At 66.1% G+C, this 19,771-nt stretch carries 20 protein-coding genes and 1 tRNA gene; 10 read left to right on the top strand and 11 right to left on the bottom strand.

Features of this window, described 5'->3' with window-relative positions:
- Nucleotides 1–95 precede the first annotated feature (95 nt).
- The 4 genes from Sp245p_RS04565 to Sp245p_RS04550 all read right to left on the bottom strand — a co-directional run bounded on the left by Sp245p_RS04565 (nt 96) and on the right by Sp245p_RS04550 (nt 7,538).
- Nucleotides 96–1,652, bottom strand: a complete 1,557-nt coding sequence (locus Sp245p_RS04565) for a SpoVR family protein (RefSeq protein WP_014241300.1) — start codon at nt 1,650–1,652, stop codon at nt 96–98.
- A 169-nt stretch (nt 1,653–1,821) separates the two neighbouring features.
- On the bottom strand, nt 1,822–3,114 hold the full coding sequence (locus tag Sp245p_RS04560; protein WP_041811201.1) for a YeaH/YhbH family protein: 1,293 nt from the start codon (nt 3,112–3,114) through the stop codon (nt 1,822–1,824).
- 50 nt (nt 3,115–3,164) lie between these two features.
- The gene (locus Sp245p_RS04555) at nt 3,165–5,111 is read right to left on the bottom strand and encodes a PrkA family serine protein kinase (RefSeq protein ID WP_038526373.1); all 1,947 of its coding nucleotides are present in this window, start codon (nt 5,109–5,111) and stop codon (nt 3,165–3,167) included.
- 2,037 nt (nt 5,112–7,148) lie between these two features.
- Complete coding sequence (locus Sp245p_RS04550) at nt 7,149–7,538, bottom strand: response regulator (RefSeq protein ID WP_014241309.1); 390 nt, start codon at nt 7,536–7,538, stop codon at nt 7,149–7,151.
- Nucleotides 7,539–7,685: 147 nt separating this feature from the next.
- Here Sp245p_RS04550 and Sp245p_RS04545 point away from each other — a divergent pair, with 147 nt between their 5' ends.
- Complete coding sequence (locus Sp245p_RS04545; RefSeq protein ID WP_014241310.1) at nt 7,686–8,534, top strand: DUF4743 domain-containing protein; 849 nt, start codon at nt 7,686–7,688, stop codon at nt 8,532–8,534.
- A gap of 30 nt (nt 8,535–8,564) precedes the next feature.
- On the opposite strand, the gene Sp245p_RS04540 is transcribed toward Sp245p_RS04545, so the two are convergent.
- From Sp245p_RS04540 to Sp245p_RS34795, 3 genes are all read right to left on the bottom strand, one after another.
- Nucleotides 8,565–10,127, bottom strand: coding sequence for a hybrid sensor histidine kinase/response regulator (locus Sp245p_RS04540; RefSeq protein ID WP_014241311.1), 1,563 nt, complete (start codon nt 10,125–10,127; stop codon nt 8,565–8,567).
- Between the two features lie 168 nt (nt 10,128–10,295).
- Nucleotides 10,296–11,147 (bottom strand): tRNA glutamyl-Q(34) synthetase GluQRS, encoded by an 852-nt coding sequence (gene gluQRS / locus Sp245p_RS04535; protein WP_014241313.1) that lies wholly within the window; start codon nt 11,145–11,147, stop codon nt 10,296–10,298.
- 83 nt (nt 11,148–11,230) lie between these two features.
- The gene (locus Sp245p_RS34795) at nt 11,231–11,398 is read right to left on the bottom strand and encodes a hypothetical protein (RefSeq protein ID WP_014241314.1); all 168 of its coding nucleotides are present in this window, start codon (nt 11,396–11,398) and stop codon (nt 11,231–11,233) included.
- 333 nt (nt 11,399–11,731) lie between these two features.
- Here Sp245p_RS34795 and Sp245p_RS04530 point away from each other — a divergent pair, with 333 nt between their 5' ends.
- Nucleotides 11,732–12,295, top strand: coding sequence for an HNH endonuclease (locus Sp245p_RS04530; RefSeq protein WP_014241315.1), 564 nt, complete (start codon nt 11,732–11,734; stop codon nt 12,293–12,295).
- A 42-nt stretch (nt 12,296–12,337) separates the two neighbouring features.
- A complete protein-coding gene (locus Sp245p_RS04525; RefSeq protein WP_014241316.1) occupies nt 12,338–12,502 on the top strand; it encodes a DUF1289 domain-containing protein in 165 nt (54 codons plus the stop codon).
- A 33-nt stretch (nt 12,503–12,535) separates the two neighbouring features.
- Here Sp245p_RS04525 and Sp245p_RS04520 read toward each other — a convergent pair whose 3' ends face one another.
- Nucleotides 12,536–13,162 carry a demethoxyubiquinone hydroxylase family protein gene (locus Sp245p_RS04520; protein WP_014241317.1) on the bottom strand — a complete coding sequence of 209 codons (627 nt, stop codon included), beginning with the start codon at nt 13,160–13,162 and terminating at the stop codon, nt 12,536–12,538.
- Entirely contained in the window at nt 13,159–13,686 is a 528-nt protein-coding gene (locus tag Sp245p_RS04515; RefSeq protein WP_014241318.1) for a disulfide bond formation protein B, read from the bottom strand. Before Sp245p_RS04515 ends, Sp245p_RS04520 begins: the two co-directional genes overlap by 4 nt.
- Nucleotides 13,687–13,823: 137 nt before the next feature.
- On the opposite strand from Sp245p_RS04515, the gene Sp245p_RS04510 reads away from it, so the two are divergent.
- From Sp245p_RS04510 to Sp245p_RS04500, 3 genes are all read left to right on the top strand, one after another.
- Nucleotides 13,824–13,910, top strand: a tRNA-Leu gene (locus Sp245p_RS04510).
- A gap of 162 nt (nt 13,911–14,072) precedes the next feature.
- Nucleotides 14,073–14,468, top strand: a complete 396-nt coding sequence (locus tag Sp245p_RS04505; protein WP_014241320.1) for a (R)-mandelonitrile lyase — start codon at nt 14,073–14,075, stop codon at nt 14,466–14,468.
- 147 nt (nt 14,469–14,615) lie between these two features.
- Entirely contained in the window at nt 14,616–15,008 is a 393-nt protein-coding gene (locus Sp245p_RS04500) for a c-type cytochrome (protein WP_014241321.1), read from the top strand.
- A gap of 15 nt (nt 15,009–15,023) precedes the next feature.
- Here Sp245p_RS04500 and Sp245p_RS04495 read toward each other — a convergent pair whose 3' ends face one another.
- Nucleotides 15,024–15,611 (bottom strand): PQQ-dependent catabolism-associated CXXCW motif protein, encoded by a 588-nt coding sequence (locus tag Sp245p_RS04495; protein WP_052584295.1) that lies wholly within the window; start codon nt 15,609–15,611, stop codon nt 15,024–15,026.
- A 427-nt stretch (nt 15,612–16,038) separates the two neighbouring features.
- On the opposite strand from Sp245p_RS04495, the gene Sp245p_RS04490 reads away from it, so the two are divergent.
- The 4 genes from Sp245p_RS04490 to Sp245p_RS04475 all read left to right on the top strand — a co-directional run bounded on the left by Sp245p_RS04490 (nt 16,039) and on the right by Sp245p_RS04475 (nt 19,008).
- Nucleotides 16,039–17,025, top strand: a complete 987-nt coding sequence (locus Sp245p_RS04490) for an ABC transporter substrate-binding protein (protein ID WP_014241324.1) — start codon at nt 16,039–16,041, stop codon at nt 17,023–17,025.
- A complete protein-coding gene (locus Sp245p_RS04485; RefSeq protein ID WP_014241325.1) occupies nt 17,025–17,783 on the top strand; it encodes an ABC transporter permease in 759 nt (252 codons plus the stop codon). Before Sp245p_RS04490 ends, Sp245p_RS04485 begins: the two co-directional genes overlap by 1 nt.
- Nucleotides 17,674–18,483, top strand: coding sequence for an ABC transporter ATP-binding protein (locus Sp245p_RS04480; RefSeq protein ID WP_014241326.1), 810 nt, complete (start codon nt 17,674–17,676; stop codon nt 18,481–18,483). Before Sp245p_RS04485 ends, Sp245p_RS04480 begins: the two co-directional genes overlap by 110 nt.
- Nucleotides 18,484–18,573: 90 nt before the next feature.
- Nucleotides 18,574–19,008 (top strand): hypothetical protein, encoded by a 435-nt coding sequence (locus tag Sp245p_RS04475; RefSeq protein ID WP_014241327.1) that lies wholly within the window; start codon nt 18,574–18,576, stop codon nt 19,006–19,008.
- A 19-nt stretch (nt 19,009–19,027) separates the two neighbouring features.
- Here Sp245p_RS04475 and Sp245p_RS04470 read toward each other — a convergent pair whose 3' ends face one another.
- On the bottom strand, nt 19,028–19,693 hold the full coding sequence (locus Sp245p_RS04470) for a response regulator (protein WP_014241328.1): 666 nt from the start codon (nt 19,691–19,693) through the stop codon (nt 19,028–19,030).
- Between the last annotated feature and the right edge of the window lie 78 nt (nt 19,694–19,771).

The following is a 19,771-nucleotide window of genomic DNA, read 5'->3' as shown; positions in this document are numbered from 1 at the left end:
GGGAGGGGACTGCCGCAACTTCGCTAAAATCTCCCTCCCCTGCGAAAGCGGGGGAGGGCCGGGGTGGGGGCAACACGCGGCCCACCCCGCCCCCATCACCCCCCGATGCCGCTGGGCGCAGTGACCGCGTGTTCCTTCAGGATGGCGTCGGACAGGGCCGACACCTCGACGAGCTGGACCTCGTAGCCCCACAGGTTGGCGATGTGGCGCAGCACGGCCTTGGCGTCGCTCTCGTCCAGCAGCACGCCGTTGGTCACGCGGTGGTGCAGGATCAGCTTGCGGTCGCCGGCCAGATCGACGTCGACGATCTGGATGTCCGGCTCCAGGAAGCCCAGGTCGTACTGCCGCGCCAGCAGCTTGCGGATGCCGCGGTAGCCGCGCTCGTTGTGGATGTTCTCGACCAGCAGATAGGGGTCTTCCGCGTCGTCGCGCACGCTGAACATCTTGAACTTCCGCATCAAATGCGGGCTGAGATACTGGAGCACGAAGCTCTCGTCGCGGAAGTTGGCCCAGGCGTCGCGCAGCGCGCCCATGCCGTCGCCCCGCCCGGCGAGGTCGGGGAACCAGTAGCGGTCCTCGTCCGTGGGGTTCTCGGCGATGCGCTGGATGTCCTGCATCATCGCGAAGCCGAGCGCGTAGGGGTTGATGCCCGAGAAGCGCTGGTCGTCGAACTCCGGCTGGAACACCACCGAGGTGTGCGAATGCAGGAATTCCAGCATCGCGCCTTCGCTGATCATCCCCCGCCGGTGCATCTCGTTCAGGATGGTGTAGTGGGTGTAGGTCGCACACCCCTCGTTCATCAGCTTGGTCTGCTTCTGCGGGTAGAAATACTGCGCCATGTGGCGGACGATGCGGAGGATTTCGCGCTGCCAATGCTCCAGCCGCGGCGCCTTCTTCTCAAGGAAATAGAGCAGGTTCTCTTCGGGCAGGCCGAGCAGCTTCTTGCGCTCCGACACCGACTTGGACGGGCGGTTGCCGCCGATGGCGACCTTCGGCACGGTGCGCCACAGGTCGTTGAAGGTCTGCTCCTGGTACTCCTGCCGCTCCCGCTCGCGCTTCTGCTCCAGCCGCAGGTCGAGGCTGCGCTTCTTCGGGTACTTGTGCACGCCCTGGTTCATCAGGGCGTGGGCGGCGTCGAGCACCCGCTCCACCGCGTGGTGGCCGTAGCGGTCCTCGCACTGGGCGATGTAGGACTTGGCGAATTCCAGATAGTCGAGGATGCCCTCGGCGTCCGTCCACTGCTGGAAGAGCTGGTTGTTCTTGAAGAAATGGTTGTGGCCGAAGGCGGCGTGGGCGATCACCAGCGTCTGCATCGTCATGGTGTTCTCTTCCATGATGTAGCTGATGCAGGGGCTGGAGTTGATGACGATCTCGTAGGCGAGGCCGCGGTAGCCCTTGCGGTAGAGCATCTCGTCGCGGGCGAAATGCTTGCCGAAGGACCAGTGCTTGTACATCAGCGGCATGCCGATGGACGAATAGGCATCGAGCATCTGCTCGGCCGTGATGACCTCGATCTGGTTGGGATAGACGTTGAGGCCCATGTCCTTCAGGGCGATGTCCTCGATGGCGTCGTAGACGCGCTTGATCTGGTCGTAATCCCAGTCCGCCCCGTCGTAGAGCAGGCTGTCGGGCTTGTCGATCACAGCGCTCATGCCTCACATCCTCTCAATACTCTGCGGGGTTTTGGCCCCGATTCTTGCTGCGGCCTTGCGGTGGCGGGCATTGCCCCCTCCCTGACCCTCCCCCGCTTCGCAGGGGAGGGAAACGAAGCCCCCTCCCCTGCGTCAGCGGGGGAGGGTTGGGGTGGGGGCAGGGAGACGCCTACGCCCCCGCCTTCTCGCGGGCGAACAGGTCACGGAAGACCGGGAAGATCTCGCGGCGGGAGCGGACGCGGCGCATGGCGATCGGCAAATCCGGCCCCTGGACCGTCTTGTAGGTCCGCCACAGCTCCGTCTCGCGGCCCAGCGCCGACAGGCCCATGTTGTGCTCCGCCGCCACCTCGATGTAGGCGAAGTACTGGCACAGCGGCAGGATACCGTCCCGCAGCAGACCCGCCGACCGCGCGTTGTCCGACGACATGTTGTCGCCGTCCGACGCCTGGGCGGCGTAGATGTTCCACTCGTTCTCCGGATAGCGCTCCTTGACGATGCGCTGCATCTCCTCCAGCGCCGTGGAGACCACGGTGCCGCCGGTCTCGGTGGAGTAGAAGAACGTGTCCTCGTCCACCTCCTTGGCCTCGTGGGTGTGGCGGATGAAGACGATGTCGACCGACCGGTAGCGCCGCTTCAGGAACAGGAACAGCAGCATGAAGAAGCGCTTGGCGAGGTCCTTCATGTGCTCGGTCATCGAGCCGGAGACGTCCATCAGGCAGAACATGACCGCCTGCGCGATGGGCTTCGGCACCGTCTCGAACCGGTTGTAGCGGACATCGATCGGGTCGATGAAGGGGATGCGCTTGGAGCGGAGATAGTGCCGCTCCAACTGGTCGCGCATCTCCCGCAGCTTCTCGGGGTCCTCGCCGCGGTCCTCCGCCTCGCGCAGAAGAGCCTCAAGCTCCAGCATCTCCGCCGGCTTGGGGCGCTTCAGCGCGATGCGCCGGCTGAGGCTGTTGCGCATGGTGCGGACGAGGTTCAGGTTGGCCGGCGAGCCGGTCACCGAGTAGCCCGCCCGCGTCAGCGAGTGGGACTCCGTCTGCTTGACCTTCTGCTTGACGAGATCGGGAAGCTCCAGGTCCTCCAGGAAGATGTCCAGGAACTCCTCGCGGGACAGGACGAAGCGGAAATCGTCGTCGCCCTCCCCGTCCGGACTGCCTTCGTTGCCGCCGCGACCGCCGCCGCTCTCGGGCCGCGCGATGGTGTCTCCCTCCACATACTCCTTGTTGCCCGGCACGACGTAATCGCGCACGCCGCCGGCGCCGGAGCGGTGGAAGGAGGGCTCCCGCACGCCGCCGGTCGAGATGGTCACCTTCTCGCCGTTTTCGATGTCCTGGATGCCACGCTTGCCGGAGGCATCCCGCACCGCCTTCACCACCTGCTCCTTGGCACGGCGCAGGAAACGCTGGCGGTTGGCCAGGCTCTTGCCTTGCGGATTCAGGCGACGGTCGATGATGTTCATCAAGGGGGAGCCCCTCCTACCCGTTCACGCTCGTGTGGCGAAGCGGGCCGTCAGCCGGCCTGCTTCACGCGCATGTACCACTCGACCAACCGGCGGACCTGCCGCTCGGTGTAGCCGCGCGACATCATGCGCGACACGAACTCGTTGTGCTTCTTCTCGGTCTCGCCGTCCTTCTTGGACCCGAAGCTGATGACCGGAAGCAGATCCTCCACCTGGGAGAACATGCGTTTCTCGATCACCTCACGGATTTTCTCGTAGGACGTCCAGGAGGGGTTGCGCCCGGCGTTCGCCGCCCGCGCGCGCAGCGCGAACTTGACGACCTCGTTGCGGAAGTCCTTCGGGTTGGCGATCCCGGCAGGCTTCTCGATCTTGGTCAGCTCCTGGTTCAGAAGCTCGCGGTTCATCAGCTGGCCGGTGTCCGGGTCCTTGAAGTCCTGGTCCTCGATCCACGCGTCGGCGTAATCCACATAGCGGTCGAACAGGTTCTGCCCGTAGTCGCTGTAGGATTCCAGATACGCCTTCTGGATCTCGTTCCCGATGAACTCCGCATAGCGCGGCGCCATCTCGGCCTTGATGAACTCGATGTATTTCTTCTCGGTGTCGTCGGGGAACTGCTCCCGCTTGATCGACTGCTCCAGGATGTACATCAGGTGGACGGGATCGGCCGAGATCTCGTTGGAGTCGTAGTTGAAGGTCGCGGCCAGGACCTTGAAGGCGAAACGGGTGGAGATGCCGTCCATGCCCTCGTCCACGCCCGCCTGGTCGCGGTATTCCTGCATGGACTTGGCCTTGGGGTCGGTCTCCTTCATGCTTTCGCCGTCATAGACGCGCATCTTGGAGTAGAGGCTGGAGTTCGGATGGTCGCGCATGCGCGACAGCACCGAGAACTTCGCCAGCATCTCCAGCGTCGACGGCGCGCAGGGCGCGGTCGCGAGATCGGAGCCCTTGACCAGTTTGTCGTAGATCCGCTGCTCCTCCTGCACGCGCAGGCAGTAGGGGACCTTGATGACACAGATGCGGTCGATGAAGGCTTCGTTGTTCTTGTTGTTCTTGAAGGACTGCCACTCCGCCTCGTTCGAGTGGGCGAGGATGATGCCCTGGAACGGGATGGCGCCGATGTTCTCCGAGCCGACGTAGTTGCCCTCCTGGGTCGCCGTCAGCAGCGGGTGGAGCATCTTGATGGGGGCCTTGAACATCTCGACGAATTCGAGCAGGCCCTGGCTGGCCCGGTTCAGGCCGCCGGAGAAGCTGTAGGCGTCGGGATCGTTCTGGCTGTAGACCTCCAGCTTGCGGATGTCGACCTTGCCGACCAGCGAGGAGATGTCCTGGTTGTTCTCGTCGCCCGGCTCCGTCTTGGTGACGCAGATCTGGCGCAGCTTGCTGGGATGCAGCTTGACGACGCGGAAGCGGGAGATGTCGCCGCCGAACTCGTCCAGCCGCTTCACCGCCCACGGGCTCATCAGCCCGGTCAGGCGGCGGCGCGGGATGCCGTAGCGGTCCTCCAGCAGGTCGCCCATCTCGTCCGGGTTGAAGAGGCCGAGCGGGCTTTCGAAGACCGGGCTGACCTCCTTGCCGGCCTTCAGGACATAGACCGGGCATTTCTCCATCAGCGACTTCAGCCGCTCGGCCAGCGACGACTTGCCGCCGCCCACCGGGCCCAGCAGGTAGAGGATCTGCTTGCGCTCCTCCAGACCCTGCGCGGCGTGGCGGAAGAAGCCGACGATCCGCTCGATCGTCTCCTCCATGCCGTAGAAGTCGGCGAAGGCCGGATAGATCTTGATCGTCCGGTTCATGAAGATTCGGCCAAGGCGCGGGTCCTTGGCGGTGTCGACGATTTCCGGTTCGCCGATGGCGGCGAGGATGCGCTCCGGCGCGGAGGCATACATCATCGGGTCGTCGCGGCATTCCTGGAGGTATTCCGTGAGGCTCATCTCGACCTCACGGCGCCCCTCGTAGGACTGTGTGTAGCGCGTGAACAGTTCGTCGGCCGGGAACATTCCGCTCTCCGTGTCTCTTAGTCCGATGCGTCGGGGCTGCCGCCGGGGGACCCGGGCGGCGGGGGCGGCACCTGCCGCAGGTGCGAACTCTGGGGCGTCACGGACACAACGGTCCCGCGGCACCCCCGCTCACCGTCGAAAGCCAGACCTTTTATCCAGTTGCCCTTCAAATGAAGCGCCCCCTTCGGAGTGCTAAACTCGAATGCTTCAAAACTGAATGTAATGCTCGACCTAGAGCTTTCCAGGAGGAAAGCCTTGATAGCCTGAAAAGACGGGCGGTCGGACACACCGGTCGTCAGTAATAGACCACGCGGCCGGGTTGTCCGGGAGAACCGGCGTGCAAGCACCGGCGGAAAAGACGGCAAAAGCAACGAAGTTCGATGGGGTTGAAACTTCCAGCCGGCTTCCGGAACGCGGCCCGGATGCCGTTCGTCAGGGACTCGCTGGACTTCGCCGATCACCCATCGACCTCCAGTGCATCCACGCACCTTAACCCACTAAGGCGCTACGGTTAACGTTAAGTGTGCCGTCTATTTCTTAACAACACACTTCCATGCCTGTGACCACTGCCGTGCCTCCGGATATTAACGCATGGGCGATCGGCGCGGTCCACACCTTCCAAAGAAGGATGGTGAGCCTCATCACAGCAGATCAACAAGGCAGAATTTGGGTGAGCTGCCTTTACCATTGCGGCGCACCATCGGCAGGGAATCCGGAAGCCGATCTGGAATCAAGCACTTGGCCGCATTTTTGCAGTCCTGCCACACATCTAGGGAAAAAATGTGATCGCCCCAACCGGTCTGATTGACCCGATTTGGCGCTAAGTCTTGCCACCAAAATATCCCGAGGTAGCTGACACGATTATGGAGGCGCCATAGCCACAAATGGAATATGGCCATATACAAGACCATGCTGCTTTTCTCGACACCCCCCCAATCGTCAGGCTTGCTGAGGACGAGATTCAGTTCTATTTATAGGCTTAGCCCTTTGATTCTTATGGGTCGGCGTCGGATGCGGTAACATCCGACGCCTCGCCAGCCCCAAGCATTAGGGGTCAGTGTTTAGAGACGCGAAAGACTGAACTTCCACTTGCCCCACATCACGACAAAGGCAAAAGTTGGGAGCTTCATTATATACCTCCTCTCTAGTGCATGGACGATGCGGCGGGCACAATGCCCGCTGCACGCTCCCCGGCAGCACCACATCCGGAAACTATCGACGATGCTTTCGCTCGTCATATCTCTGAAGCGTCACCTTTTCCATTCCCATCCGGGAATGGTTCAAGAGACACCTACCATGGAACCTTCATTGCTGCCCAAATTCAGCACACCTCATGAAGGACCTAACCCGAATGTTTCAAAACTGAATGTAATGCTCGACCTAGAGCTTTCCAGGAGGAAAGCCTTGATCGCCTGAAAAGTGGAGCGGCCGGACAGACTGGTCGTCAGTAATAGACCATGCAGCGTGCGTGCCCGGAACAACCAGAGCGCGAGAACTGACAGGGAAGATGAAGGTGAGTTCGGCAGAGCCAAAATTTCCAATTGGTTTCCGGAGCGAGGCTCGAATACCATCTTCGGAGATTCGTTGGACTTCGCCAATTACGCCATCACCCTCCAGAACATCCTCCCAACTTAATACACAAAGGCGCTACGGTTGACGGTAAATTTGCCCATCAATCATTAACCACATGCTTCAGTATACATCGCCACTGCCCGTCACGTTGCACGGATACAGTCAGATAGCTTATCGACAGAATAGAGATATCCATAGCCATAAAGATAGCCGGCACGAACCTTCTGTCTGCATCTGCGCACTTGAGATAATAACGTACGGGCAATGAGCACGCCCCCTTCCAAAGAGAGATGGTGAGCCTTGTCAGAGAGGATCAACAAGGCAGAAATTGGGTGAGCTGCGCGTAATGCTGCAGCGCATAATTTTCTGCAAATCACAAAGACGCGTAAGATCAAGAATTTAGCAGTATTTTTGCAACCCTAAGATAGGCCGAGAAATAAACACAACCGGCAGCGTAGCTGTCTCTCAACCGAGCTTGGCGCCCAGCGTCCCCTTCAACGACTCCGGCGTGGCCGGCTTGACGATGAAGGTGTCGGCGCCGAAGGCCGCGGCCTCGTCCATGCGGCTCTGGTCGGCGCGGTTGGTCATGAAGACCACCGGCAGCGCGCGGTGGCGGGCGTCCGTGCTGGCCCGCAAGGCCTTCAGGAACCCCAGCCCGTCCATCGGCTGCATTTCCACGTCGCAGACGACCAGATCGGGCTCGTGCGCCTGCACCGCGGCCAGCCCAGCCTCGCCGTCGGCGGCCTGATGAACGGAGCGGAAACCCAGCGTGGCCAGCATCTTCGCCAGCACCATGCGGGTGAAGCTCTCGTCTTCGATCACAAGAACCGAAAAATCCCCGAACGCCGCCGGCATCGCCCTGTTCCCCCAAGTCCGATAGGCCGTGTGTGTACGCCGCGAGCACGTCCTTTGCAACCGGCTGGCATCGCCTCCCACCGGCTGGGAATCGTCTCGCGGAAGAACGGTTGCACGGCGGGGGGCGCTGGCGCTACACGGAGTCGCATGAGCTATCTCGACCACATCCGCGCGTGCAACGCGCACGACCTCTCCGGCTTCCGTCCGTTCGAGCTGGAAGGCCATCGCCTCGGCTGGGTCCGCCACGCGCTGGCCGAGCAGCTTCCCGACATCGATCCCGGCTTCGTCGTCACAACCGACCGGGTGACGCTGGCCCCGGAGGTCCGCGATTTCGAGACGCGATCCTCGGTGATGGCGCACGCCGCCCAGTTCCTCGTCGAGACGGGGGCGGTTTCCGCCCTGCGCGGCGAGTTCTACCCGGTCATGCCGGCTTGGGGAGCGGAGCCGCTGATGCGCATCGACCGCGCGGTGGTGGCGCAGTTCGGCACCCCCGCCTACGGGCTGCATGTCAACGGTTTCGTCCGCCAGCCGGACGGCGGCCTGTCGCTGTGGATCGGGCGCCGCGCCCGCGACCGCGAGGTGGCGCCAGGCAAGCTCGACAACATGATCGCCGGCGGCCAGCCGATCGGCCTGACTCTGGCGGAGAACCTCGTCAAGGAAGCGCAGGAGGAGGCGGGGATCGACGCCGCCCTGGCGTCCCGCGCCATCCCCGTCGGGGCCGTCACCTACCGCATGGAGACGGAGGCCGGGCTGAAGCAGGACACGCTCTTCCTCTACGACCTGGAACTCGACGCGGATTTCGTCCCGCAAAACACCGACGGCGAGGTCGAGCGGTTCGAGCTGTGGCCGCTGGACCGCGTCGCGGAGTCGGTGCGCACGACGAAGGACTGGAAATTCAACGTGAATCTCGTCGTCATCGACTTCATGGTCCGACACGGCTGGCTGACGCCGGATGAGCCGGACTATCTGGAGATCGTGACCGGCCTGCGGCGGTAGACGCCGCCACCCCGGCAGTCACCGCCACGGTCACTCCGCCGCGGCGCGTCCCCGCGCCTCCTCCAGGTGGGACGACAGCTCCGACAGGGTGACCGGCTTGTGCAGGACGGTGAAGCCGCTGCGCCGTGCCTCGCGGATGCGGTCGGGGCTGGTGTCGCCGGTCAGCAGGATCGCCGGGATGAGGTCCCCGGCGAAGGCGTGGATGTCGCGGATGGCGTCCACTCCCGTCCGTCCGTAGCGCAGGCGGTAGTCGGCGATGATGACGTCGGGAAGCCGCTCCGCCCCGTCGAGTTGGCGCAGCGCCTCCTCCCCCGATGCGGCGGCCAGCACGTCCCATCCCCATTGCTCCAGCACCAGCCGTAGGCTTTGCAGGATCAGTTCCTCATCGTCGATGATCAGGGCCAGCGCGCCGGGACGGTCCAGGGACGGCATGGCGCGTTCCGTCCCATTGGGATTCCAGGAAGCGTGCAAGGGAACCTCCACCGTAAAGCATGTGCCCCGCCCCGGACGCGACCGCACGCGGACCGGCAGGCCGAGCAGATGCGACAGCCGCTTCACCACCGCCAGCCCAAGGCCGAGGCCGCGGCTGCGGTCGCGTTCGGCGTTGCCGAGCTGGACGAACTCCTCGAAAATCTCATCGAGCTTGTCGGTGGGGATGCCGACGCCCGTGTCCGCCACCTCGATGCACAGCATCATGCCGCGCCGCCGGCAGCCCAGAAGCACCCCGCCCGACGCCGTGTAGCGCACCGCGTTGTCGAGCAGGTGGCGCAGCAGCCGTTCCAGCAGGATGGCGTCGCTGCGGACCTGCGCCTTGAACGGGCGCACCCGCAGCTTCAGCCCCTTGGCGGCCGCGCGCGGGCCATAGTCGGCTTCCAGCCGCTCCATCATCTCGGCCACCGCGAAGGGCGCCATGTCGGGCGACACGATCCCGGAGTCGAGCCGGGCCACGTCCAGCAGCGCGTCGAGCAGGCCGCGCATCGCCTCGACCGCCCGGTTCATCGTCTGGACCAAGGGCAGCTGCGGATGGTCGGACAGCCGCTCCGCCAGGACCGCACCGAACAGGGTCAGCGACTGGGCGGGCTGGCGCAGGTCGTGGCTGGCGGCGGCCAGGAACCGCACTTTGGTCTGGCCGGCGCGCGTCACCTCGTCCCGCGCGGCGCGCAGGGACTCCTCCTGTACACGCAGCCTTGCCTCCACGCCCATGCGGCGGCTGGCGTCCGCCGCGGTCATGACGATGCCCGTGGGCTCGCCACCGGGTTCCGCCGGCAGCGGCGTCAGCGCGATGTCGAACCAGTTTCCATCACCCGTCAGGGTCAGTTCCTGCACCAGCCCCCGGCCCGCGGCGGCCATCGCCTGGGCGAAGCGCTCCGCCGCGTCCTCCCGGCCGCCCCAGACGAACGCGCCGGCCATGGGTTGCCCGATCAGCAGATCTTGCGGGCATCCGATGGCGCGCAGCATCGCCGCGTTGAGATCGGCAATGCGTCCCTGCCGATCGAGCAGGGCGACCGCCACGCCGATCGTGTCGAAAACCCGCCGCAGTCCGGCGGAGTCGGCGGGACGACGGTCGTCCCCCGCCACATCCTCCTCTCGCATCGCTTGCCCCCTTCGGATTGCAAGCCGGCCGACCATTCGGCGCCAACCATTGGGCAACGCAAACAATCGGTCGCGATTCAAAAGATACGTGCAAGAGGAAGAAGATTCCAGGCGACTCGCCTCAAACGGATAGATTGCTCATCATTGTAATACACAGTTGGTGGTAGATCATAACTCTTCCGGAAAGCCCGCCGAGGCGCGCACCGCCGCCGGCGTCAGCCCTAATTCCCGAAGGGATCGCAAGGTCTTGGCGTTGTCCCGCTTGGCGAGACGCTCGCCCCGCTCATTCACCAGCAGAGGGTGATGATCGTAATCAGGAGGGACGACTCGAAGGAGTTCTTGAAGAAGCCGGTGCGCGTTAGTCGCGAAAAAGAGATCATCGCCACGCGTAACCAGCGTCACGCCCTGGAGGTGATCGTCCAGGGTGACCGCCAGATGATAGCTTGTCGGGACGTCCTTGCGGGCCAGGACGATGTCGCCGAGGAGGCTCGGCATGGCGTCCTGCCAGCCGCGCCGCCGGTCGTGCCAGCGCAGCGGCCCGGTCATCGCCATGGCCTTTCCCACATCCAGTCGCACGGCGTAGGCCGCCCCCGCCGCGATGCGGTCCTGCCGCTCCATGTCCGACAAACCGCGGCAGGTGCCCGGATAGAGCGGACCGTCCGGACCGTGCGGCGCGTGGCCGGCGCGGGCGATCTCCGCGGCGATGTCCTTGCGGGTGCAGAAGCAGGGATAGACGACGCCCAGATCGGCGAGCCGCGCCAGCGCGGCGCGGTAATCGTCCAGATGCTCCGACTGGCGGCGCACCGGCTCTTCCCAGGTCAGGCCCAGCCAGGCCAGATCCTCGCGCAGGTCGCGGTCGAACTCGGGACGGCAGCGCTGGGGGTCGATGTCCTCGATGCGCAGCAGGAAACGCCCTCCGGCCTTGCGGGCGGTGGTCCAGCCGAACAGGGCGGAGTGGGCGTGCCCGAGATGGAGATGGCCGGTCGGGCTCGGCGCGAAGCGGGTGACGACGTCGGTCATTCCCGCCTTATACCCCAACCGCGCCCGGCCCGCATGGGGGACCGTGGGCGCAATGGAAGGGGGAGGCTGACCGCTGCAGGAGGTCAGATGTAGGGATTGTCCTTGATCGGCTCGACCGGGATGTCCTCGCCCTCCAGATACATGGCGAGGCGGCGGCGCAATTCGCGGTCAAAGGCGTCGATGCGGCGCTGGCGGTCGCGCTCCTCGCGCTCGGCGCGTTTCTCGGCAAGGTCGATGATCGTGGCGCTCATGGATGTTCCCTTTGAAAGCGTCCCCCTCGGGCGCCGCCACCATCTCAGATCATGGTTAACGCTCAGTAACCACGATGTCGGAAAATGCATGGTCAAGGCACCACAACCAAATGTCACAGGTATCCTGTCGGCCCGCCGGAAACGCCGTGAGCCCAGTCCATCGAAAGGGTTACAGGATCGTGAAGAAATGCCGCAGTGCGGCGCGAGATATTGAGTTCGAAGCACATATCAACTATGTATCTGGTGTTCCGGTCACCCGGCGGCGTGTCATCCCGCAAGGGGGAGCGGAACACCAGAAAGGTTCCAGACACGTCTCAGATAAGGGAGTGGCCATTGGCTCCACCACCCGATCACTGTCCGGCCCTGGTGCTGAACGCCGACTTCCGGCCGCTCAGCTACTTCCCTCTGTCGCTCTGGTCCTGGCAGGAGGCGGTGAAAGCCGTCTTTCTGGACCGGGTGAACATCATCTCCGAATATGATCGTGTCGTCCGCTCCCCCACCTTCGAGGTCAAGCTGCCGAGCGTCATTTCGTTGAAGGAGTTCATCCCGGCGACGCGGCGGCCGGCCTTCACCCGATTCAACGTTTTCCTGCGTGACCGCTTCACCTGCCAGTATTGCGGCCACCACTTCCCCACGCAGGAACTGACCTTCGACCACGTCATTCCACGGTCGCGCGGCGGGCGCACCACCTGGGACAACGTCGTCACCTCCTGCTCGGCCTGCAATCTGGCGAAGGGAAACAGGCTGCCGCACAGTTGCGGCATGATCCCCCTCAGTCCCCCGTTCCAGCCGAGTGCCTACCAGCTTCAAGAGAACGGACGTGCATTCCCGCCAAACTTCCTTCACGAAAGTTGGCGGGATTTTCTTTATTGGGACACCGAACTCGATCCGATATAGAAACGCCGCGATCGGGAAGGCTGGACCGGGACAGATCTGGGTATGGACGACGAAAATCCCTGCGTGGGCATCTGCATCATCGGCGAGGATGGTTATTGCGAAGGCTGCGGGCGGAGCGAGGACGAGATCTACGGCACGCCGCCCGCCCCGACGCCCATCCCGGCTCCCACTCCGGCGAAGACCGGAGCGGACGGCAAGGCCGCCTGAGTCCGCTCCGGTTTCCGCCGAAGTGGGGGCCTGTCACACCCGTTCGGCCACCCAGATAACCGCCTTGGTACCGGCCTTGATGGCGGCGGACAGCACCGGATAGGCCGGGGCCTGCTCCGCGCCGTTGAGCAGGCCGATGTCGCGGTGCTCCACCTCCTCCGCCTGGAATTTGAGGATGGAGGTCTTCAACTCCTCCTCTTCCGGGCCGAGATGCTTCAGCTGCGCCTCGTAATGGCCGTCGATGACCTGCTCGACGGCGACAGTGCAGGCCATGGCCGCCCGCTCGCCCATCACCGCGGTTCCGGCGCCCAGCAGGAAGCCGGCGACGTGCCACAGCGGCTGCAGCACGGTGGGGCGAACCTGACGGGCGACGAGTTGCTTCTCGAAATACTGGAGATGCTCCAGCTCCTGGTCGGCCATGTGGCGCAGGGTCTTGGCGTGCCGGCCCCGCCCCATGACGGAGAGCTGGCCTTCGTAGATGCGCTTGGCTCCATACTCGCCGGCATGGTCCACGCGCACGATCCGCGCCAACCGCTGTTCCGGAGTCGGGTCGCCGGGCAGGCGTCCGCGCGGACGGGGACGGGGGGTGGGCGACTCGCCAGTGGACGGGATGGCGGACGGAGCGGAAGCGGTGGCGGCCGTGGCGTCGAGCGGTGTCATGCGAAGGTCCTGGAAACCGAGGTCCGGATGTAGGCGGCGCGGGCCGCCGCGAAGGCGAAGGCGGACAGCGCCAGCGAAATCACGACGTTGTAGCCCGCCATCGAAATCCCGAACAGCGACCACGCCACTTCGTCGCAGCGGGTGACCGGGGCGGCGAGCACCTGGGCGCGCAATTCCTCCAGCGTCTGGGGGGCGCGTCCGCTGGCCCCGCAGGCCGAGGTGCCGGCCCACCAATGCTGCTCCACCCCCACATGGTAGGCGGCGATCCCGGCACCGGCCAGCAGGGCCAGCCCGCTCGCCACCAGCAGCGCGTCGCCCAGCCCGCGCCATTGGCGGAACAGCAGGGTGACGATGCCGAAGGCCATCACCGCGCCGTAGGGCACGCGCTGCCACAGGCACAGGACGCAGGGCTGGTAGCCCAGCGCGAACTGGAAAAACAGCGCGGCGGCCAGCACGCCTGCGCTGGCGATGGCCAGAAGCCCGGCGGTGTAGCGCGGATCGTCGATGGGGAGGCGGTTCATCATGCGGGTGAGATTAGCGCGCCCCACAGGCTTAGGCCAGACACGCCGACGCATCCGCACAAAACACTTTGTCCCAGGGCGATTTCCCCTCTATATAGCGGGCACCGGTCGCCACGAGCGCCGGGTCCGGCAGGCACCGTGCGGGCGTGGCGGAATTGGTAGACGCAGCGGACTCAAAATCCGCCGTCCTCACGGATATGTCGGTTCGAGTCCGACCGCCCGCACCACCCTTTCCCATGGGCCTCTGCCCTACGCTCTGTGCCTTTCATTCATGAACGCGGTTCATGACGGCATGTGACGCCGCCGGCCTGATCCGAATCGACGGTCCCCGATAGAGTGGCGGCACGACGACCGCGCCCCCGCAGGGGCGATCACCGGAGGATTCGACCATGGAGATCATTCGGGTTGGCGCGCAGCCATCCGTCACCGGACCGGCCGACTGGTTCACCGGCACGGTCCGCATCGACGCCATCGTTCAGACCGAAGCCCCGGCCCGCACCGCGGCGGCGAGCGTCACCTTCGAACCCGGCGCCCGCACGGCGTGGCACACCCATCCCCTGGGGCAGACCCTGATCGTCACCGCCGGCTTCGGCCGGGTCCAGCGCGAGGGCGGCCCCATCGAGGAGATCCGCCCCGGCGACGTCGTCTGGTTCCCGCCGGGCGAGAAGCACTGGCACGGCGCGTCGCCGACCATGTTCATGACCCACATCGCCATCCAGGAGCAGTTGGACGGCAAGGCCGTCGATTGGATGGAAAAGGTCACAGACGAACAGTATGGGGCGTGAGGCGGCGGAAACGGCCGCAAAACCTCATTGCCTTTGCGGGCTTGTTCCAAAGTCCAATTCGGCGGCCCGACCCAGCCCCTTAAAATGCGCGGCATCGACCGCCGCCGCGACCGGCGCCGCGGAGTTTTGGCTGGGGAGCCATCTCACATGACCGTTTCCAGATTCGTCATCGCCGCCGCCCTTCTGCTTGCCGCCGGCACGGCCAACGCCGAAAGCGGGCCGCAGCCCAAGACGGCCGAGGAAGCCGCCGGCAAGCAGATCTTCCATCAGTGCGCGGCCTGCCACTCGCTGGATTCCAGCAAGAACGCCTTCGGCCCGAGCCTGTACAACGTCGTCGGGCGCAAGGCCGGCTCGATCCCGCGCTTCGACTATTCCAACGCGCTGAAGACGTCCAACATCACCTGGACCGAGGACAACCTGCGCCACTGGATCGCCGGCAACGACAATTTCGTGCCCGGCACCCGCATGCGCCACGTCGCCATCACCGACCCGGCGGAGCAGGACTATCTGATCGCCTTCCTGAAGTCGCTGAAGCAGTAAGCACCGAAAAGCCGGTTACGGTGCGGCGACCGGAACCGGCTTCCCATCCTCGGTCGGCAGGCCCGCCTCGGCCCAGCCGTCCGCCCCGTCGCGGTACCAGAGGACGCGGCGGTAGCCCATCTCCAGGGCGCGCTTGCCCGCGTTCCACGACATCCAGCAATCCGCCAGGCAGTAGAACAGCAGGCCGCGCCCGCGGTCGCCCCCGGTCAGCCGCTCCAGGTTGGCCCGGAAATAGCCGTCCAGTTCCGGCGTCAGCGCCCCGAGCCCGACGTTGGGCAGCCAGACGCTGCCGGGGATTTGCGAAAAGGGCTTCGGCACCAGCCAGGGACCGCCGGGCAGCGTGCTGCGGTCCAGCTTCATCACGTTGATGGGAAGAGCCGCACCCGACTCCACCAGAGCGCGGGCCCGCGCCGTGTCCACCGTCTCGGCCCCGGGCAGCGAGGCCGGGGTCGGCGACCGGTATTCGGTCATCCGGTAGCCGTCCGGCACCGGGACCGCGTCCGCCGCGGCGTCTCCCGCCGGCCCGGCCAGCAACAGCGCCAGCCCGGCGGCGCCCAGCCATCCTGCGCGCACCACGTTCCCTCCCCCATTGTTCTGCGGCATCCACGAAATCCCCCCGTGCCCGACAGGGTCAAGTTGCCCGATAGTCGAATACCGGGGACCGGCGGACGAGGCCTAAGCTCACCGTTCGCCATCGTGGAATTCCCGCGTTCCGCTGCGCCACCGCACCGCAGAGGCCTGCCTTGCAAACGACCGCAGGACGCATCATCATCAGGCTAGGGAGACAGGAGATTTGCCCCTCCTGCCTCCCGGCCCGATCCTTAGCGGTTCAAGAGATCAAGGATGCCCTTGATCAAGCGAACCAGCAGGATCAGGAGAGTGAGGATCTTTTCCATCCTCGACGCCTCCTTGTGATGGGGCATGGGGTGATGGGACACGGGCGGTGGCCGATCCGCCGCCCTGTCCACCGCGCAACCATGACGCGCCCCACCCTCCACACAAATGCAATTTTTGACGCAGGGACGGTGCCATGCGCCTGATGTCCCTTGCCCGGCTGTTCCTGCTCCTGGCGCTGGTCTGCGTCGCCACCGTGGCGCGTGCGGCGGACCGGCCCACGGTGACCATCGGGGTGCTGAAATTCGGCACGGTCAGCTGGGAGCTGGACGTCATCCGCCACCACCGGCTGGACGAGGCCGCCGGCTTCGAGCTGAAGCTGATGGAGCTGGCGAGCGGTCAGGCGGCGCAGATCGCCCTGCAGGGCGGGGCGGTGGACATGATCGCCAGCGACTGGTTGTGGGTGGCCCGCCAGCGCGCGGCGGGGGCCGACCTGACCTTCATTCCCCATTCCGCGGCGGTCGGCGCGCTGATGGTGCCGGCGGCCTCCCCCATCGCCTCCGTCGCCGACCTGAAGGGCCGGCGAATCGGCGTCGCCGGAACCCCCATCGACAAGAGCTGGCTGCTGCTGAAGGCGCTGGCCCGCGACCGCTACGCGCTCGACCTCGACGCCGCGGCGACGCCGGTCTTCGCCGCCCCGCCCCTGCTGAACCAGAAGGCCACGACGGGGGAGCTGGACGCCGTGCTGAATTTCTGGCCCTACGCCGCCCGTCTCCAGGCGGTGGGGATGCGGACGGTCATCGGGGTGGACGGGATGATGCGGGACCTCGGCCTGTCGGCCCAGGTGCCGGCGGTCGGCTTCGTCTTCCATGAGGGCTGGGCCAAGGCCAACCCGGCAGCGCTCGACGCCTTCGTCGCCGCCTCGCGCAAGGCCAAGGCGATCATGGCGCAATCCGACGCGGAGTGGGACCGGCTGCGCCCGCTGATGAAGGCGGAGGACGAGGCCACGTGGGCGGCGCTGCGCGACCAGTTCCGCGCCGGCATCCCGCAGCGCTGGACGGAGGACGAGCGGGAGGCCGCGGCCAGGCTCTACGGGCTGATGGCCAAGCTCGGCGGGCGGGAGCTGGTGGGCAACGCCATGGCCCTGCCGGACGGCACCTTCTGGCCGGGGGTCCGCTTCTGATGGGGTGGCGGCGGCTGGCCCCCATCCTGTCGCTGGCTCTGCTGGTCGGGCTGTGGGCCGTCGCCGCCGAACTGGCGGCCAGCCGCAGCCTGCCCGGCCCCGCCGCCGTGCTGTCGGTCCTGGTCCGCGAGGCGGCGGACGGTGCGCTGTTCCATCACCTGGGGATCACGCTGGCGCGCATGGCCGCAGCCTTCATCATCGCCATGTCCATCGGGTCGGCGCTGGGCATCCTGCTCGGCCGCTCGGCCACCGCCGACCGGCTGTTCGGGCTGTGGCTGACCGTGTTCCTGAACATCCCGGCGCTGGTCGTCATCGTGCTCGCCTATGTCTGGTTCGGCCTGACCGAGGCGGCGGCGGTCGGCGCGGTCGCCGTCAACAAGATCCCCAACGTCGTGGTCGTCCTGCGCGAAGGGACGCGTGCCATCGACGAGCAGTATGTCGAGATGGCGCGGACCTTCCGCATGGCGCGGTCGGACGTGCTGCGCCATGTGCTGCTGCCCCAGCTCACCCCCTACTTCGCCGCGGCGGCGCGGTCCGGCCTTGCGCTGATCTGGAAGATCGTGCTGGTGGTCGAGCTTCTGGGCCGCAGCGACGGGGTGGGATTCCAGATCCACCTCTACTTCCAGATGTTCGATGTGGCCGGCATTCTTGCGTACACCGTCGCCTTCGTGGCCGTCGTCCAACTTCTCGAGCTCTGCGTCCTGCAACCCGTCGAGCAGCGGCTCACCCGCTGGCGGCCGGTGCGCGCTGAGGCTTGAGATCCGCTCCAAGCGCTTCGCCGGGCGGGAGGTCATCCGCGGCCTGTCGCTGACGGCCGCGCCGGGCGAATTCCTGGCGCTGGTCGGCCCGTCCGGCTGCGGCAAGACGACCGCGCTGACCATCGCCGCCGGGCTGGACCGTGATTTCGACGGAACGCTCGACTTCGGCGGGCCGGAGCCGGTGCTCGGTTGCGTCTTCCAGACGCCCCGCCTGCTGCCCTGGCGCACGGTGCGCCAGAACGTGGCGCTGGTGCTGCCCAAGGCGCGGCGGAGCGACGGCACGGCGGAGCGCTGGCTGGCCGCCATGGGGCTGGAAACGGTGGCCGACGAATACCCGGGCCGCCTGTCCGGCGGCATGGCGCGGCGGGTGGCCCTGGCCCGCGCCTTCGCGGTGGAGCCGGGCCTGCTGCTGATGGACGAGCCCTTCGTCTCGCTGGACGAGCCGACGGCGCAGCGGATGCGCGCCCTCCTCGCGACGATGCTGGAGCGGTCCCCGGCCACGGTGCTGTTCGTCACCCACAATCTGCGGGAGGCGATCCAACTGGCCGACCGCATCCTGGTGATGGCCCCCGGCCCGACGCGGGTGGCGGCGGAGGTGCCGCTGGAAACGCCGCGCGCCTTGCGCGACGACGCGCTGGTCGAGCGCGTGCGGGCGGACCTGCTGGCCCGGCCCGATCCGACTTTCCGGCTGCTCGCCTGACTCTTTCGCCGAAACTGTGAAGCGGCTCACACCCGCCGCCATCCGCCGGGCGCAGTCTGTCCCGCTGCGACGAAACCGGCGGAGACGACGATGCGCACCCTGTTCCTTCCCCTATTGTTGCTGGGCGCCGGCCTGGTGCTTCTGTCCGGTGCGGCGCGCGCCGGGGAGATCGTGATCCTCGACTCGCACGGCCCCGGCCCCAACCACGCGGACCGGTCGCGCGATCTGGCGATCATCGGCGATTCCGCCACCGGGTCCTCCATCGTCATCATCGAGCGGACGACGCGCGACGAGCAGCTCGGGCGGCGCGACCCCGGCCTGGAGGCCCGGCGCGCCGTGCGCAAGGCGGAGGCGAAGCGGCGCAGCAAGGACAAGGACTGGTCGGATTGGGCGGAGTTCGACGGCCACAGCCTGGACGGCTTCGGCTGGCTCGACGGCCCGGTGCCGCTCGGCTTCGGGCGGGGGGATCCGGGGCAGGAGGCGGCGCGCGCCGCCGCGGACGCGCGGCGGATGCGGAACCGCTGAACAGAAAAGGCCCGCCGGCTCAGATGCCGAAGCGGGCCTTTTCCAGTTGCAGGCGGTTGGCGAAGACCACAGCCTGGGTGCGGCTGTAGACCTTCAGTTTTTGCAGGATCGCCGAGACATGGGCCTTCACGGTGGTTTCCGTGATGCTCAGCTCATAGGCGATTTCCTTGTTCAGCTTGCCGGTGCCCAGCATCTCCAGCACGCGGAGCTGCTGCGCCGTCAGGGTGGACAGGCGACGGGCGATTTCCGCCGTTTCCTCGTCCTCCGCCGCGGCGCCCTCCTCGACCGAGGCCGGCAGATAGACCTCCCCGGCCAGAATCTGGCGCAGCGCGCCGGCGATGGCGTCCCGCGGCGTCGATTTCGGGATGAAGCCGGCGGCGCCGCAGCGCACCGCCTCCAGCATCACCTTGCGGTCCTCGTGCGCCGAGACGACGGCGACGGGGATGGCCGGGAAGCGGCGGCGCAGGGCGATCAGCCCGGTCAGTCCGTTCATGCCCGGCATGTTGAGGTCGAGCAGGACGAGGTCCGGCTCCCCCTTGCCGCCGTGCATGGAGTCGAGGATGGAGATGGTTTCGTCCAGGCAACCGGCCTCGTGAATCTCCTGCGCCTGGCAGGAATAGAGGACGGCGCTGCGCAGGGCGTCGCGCACCAGCGGATGATCGTCCGCAATCAGAATTCGGCTCATGGCGTGGTTCCCACGCTCATCGTTTCGGGGCGTTTCCGGGTCCGATCATGCCGGACTGTTCAAGAATGCGCAAGGACG

Origin of the sequence: Azospirillum baldaniorum (assembly GCF_003119195.2) — a bacterium.
Taxonomy (GTDB): domain Bacteria; phylum Pseudomonadota; class Alphaproteobacteria; order Azospirillales; family Azospirillaceae; genus Azospirillum; species Azospirillum baldaniorum.
This window is presented reverse-complemented; position numbering and strand designations above follow the sequence as displayed.

Coding starts and splice junctions, on each gene's coding strand:
- Sp245p_RS04475 (WP_014241327.1), top strand. CDS start 18,574: ATGCGCACCCTGTTCCTTCCCCTATTGTTGCTGGGCGCCGGCCTGGTG.
- Sp245p_RS34795 (WP_014241314.1), bottom strand. CDS start 11,398: ATGAGCGCCACGATCATCGACCTTGCCGAGAAACGCGCCGAGCGCGAG.
- gluQRS (WP_014241313.1), bottom strand. CDS start 11,147: ATGACCGACGTCGTCACCCGCTTCGCGCCGAGCCCGACCGGCCATCTC.
- Sp245p_RS04540 (WP_014241311.1), bottom strand. CDS start 10,127: ATGCGAGAGGAGGATGTGGCGGGGGACGACCGTCGTCCCGCCGACTCC.
- Sp245p_RS04545 (WP_014241310.1), top strand. CDS start 7,686: ATGAGCTATCTCGACCACATCCGCGCGTGCAACGCGCACGACCTCTCC.
- Sp245p_RS04495 (WP_052584295.1), bottom strand. CDS start 15,611: ATGCCGCAGAACAATGGGGGAGGGAACGTGGTGCGCGCAGGATGGCTG.
- Sp245p_RS04500 (WP_014241321.1), top strand. CDS start 14,616: ATGACCGTTTCCAGATTCGTCATCGCCGCCGCCCTTCTGCTTGCCGCC.
- Sp245p_RS04560 (WP_041811201.1), bottom strand. CDS start 3,114: ATGAACATCATCGACCGTCGCCTGAATCCGCAAGGCAAGAGCCTGGCC.
- Sp245p_RS04490 (WP_014241324.1), top strand. CDS start 16,039: ATGCGCCTGATGTCCCTTGCCCGGCTGTTCCTGCTCCTGGCGCTGGTC.
- Sp245p_RS04525 (WP_014241316.1), top strand. CDS start 12,338: ATGGACGACGAAAATCCCTGCGTGGGCATCTGCATCATCGGCGAGGAT.
- Sp245p_RS04505 (WP_014241320.1), top strand. CDS start 14,073: ATGGAGATCATTCGGGTTGGCGCGCAGCCATCCGTCACCGGACCGGCC.
- Sp245p_RS04470 (WP_014241328.1), bottom strand. CDS start 19,693: ATGAGCCGAATTCTGATTGCGGACGATCATCCGCTGGTGCGCGACGCC.
- Sp245p_RS04555 (WP_038526373.1), bottom strand. CDS start 5,111: ATGTTCCCGGCCGACGAACTGTTCACGCGCTACACACAGTCCTACGAG.
- Sp245p_RS04550 (WP_014241309.1), bottom strand. CDS start 7,538: ATGCCGGCGGCGTTCGGGGATTTTTCGGTTCTTGTGATCGAAGACGAG.
- Sp245p_RS04485 (WP_014241325.1), top strand. CDS start 17,025: ATGGGGTGGCGGCGGCTGGCCCCCATCCTGTCGCTGGCTCTGCTGGTC.
- Sp245p_RS04565 (WP_014241300.1), bottom strand. CDS start 1,652: ATGAGCGCTGTGATCGACAAGCCCGACAGCCTGCTCTACGACGGGGCG.
- Sp245p_RS04515 (WP_014241318.1), bottom strand. CDS start 13,686: ATGATGAACCGCCTCCCCATCGACGATCCGCGCTACACCGCCGGGCTT.
- Sp245p_RS04520 (WP_014241317.1), bottom strand. CDS start 13,162: ATGACACCGCTCGACGCCACGGCCGCCACCGCTTCCGCTCCGTCCGCC.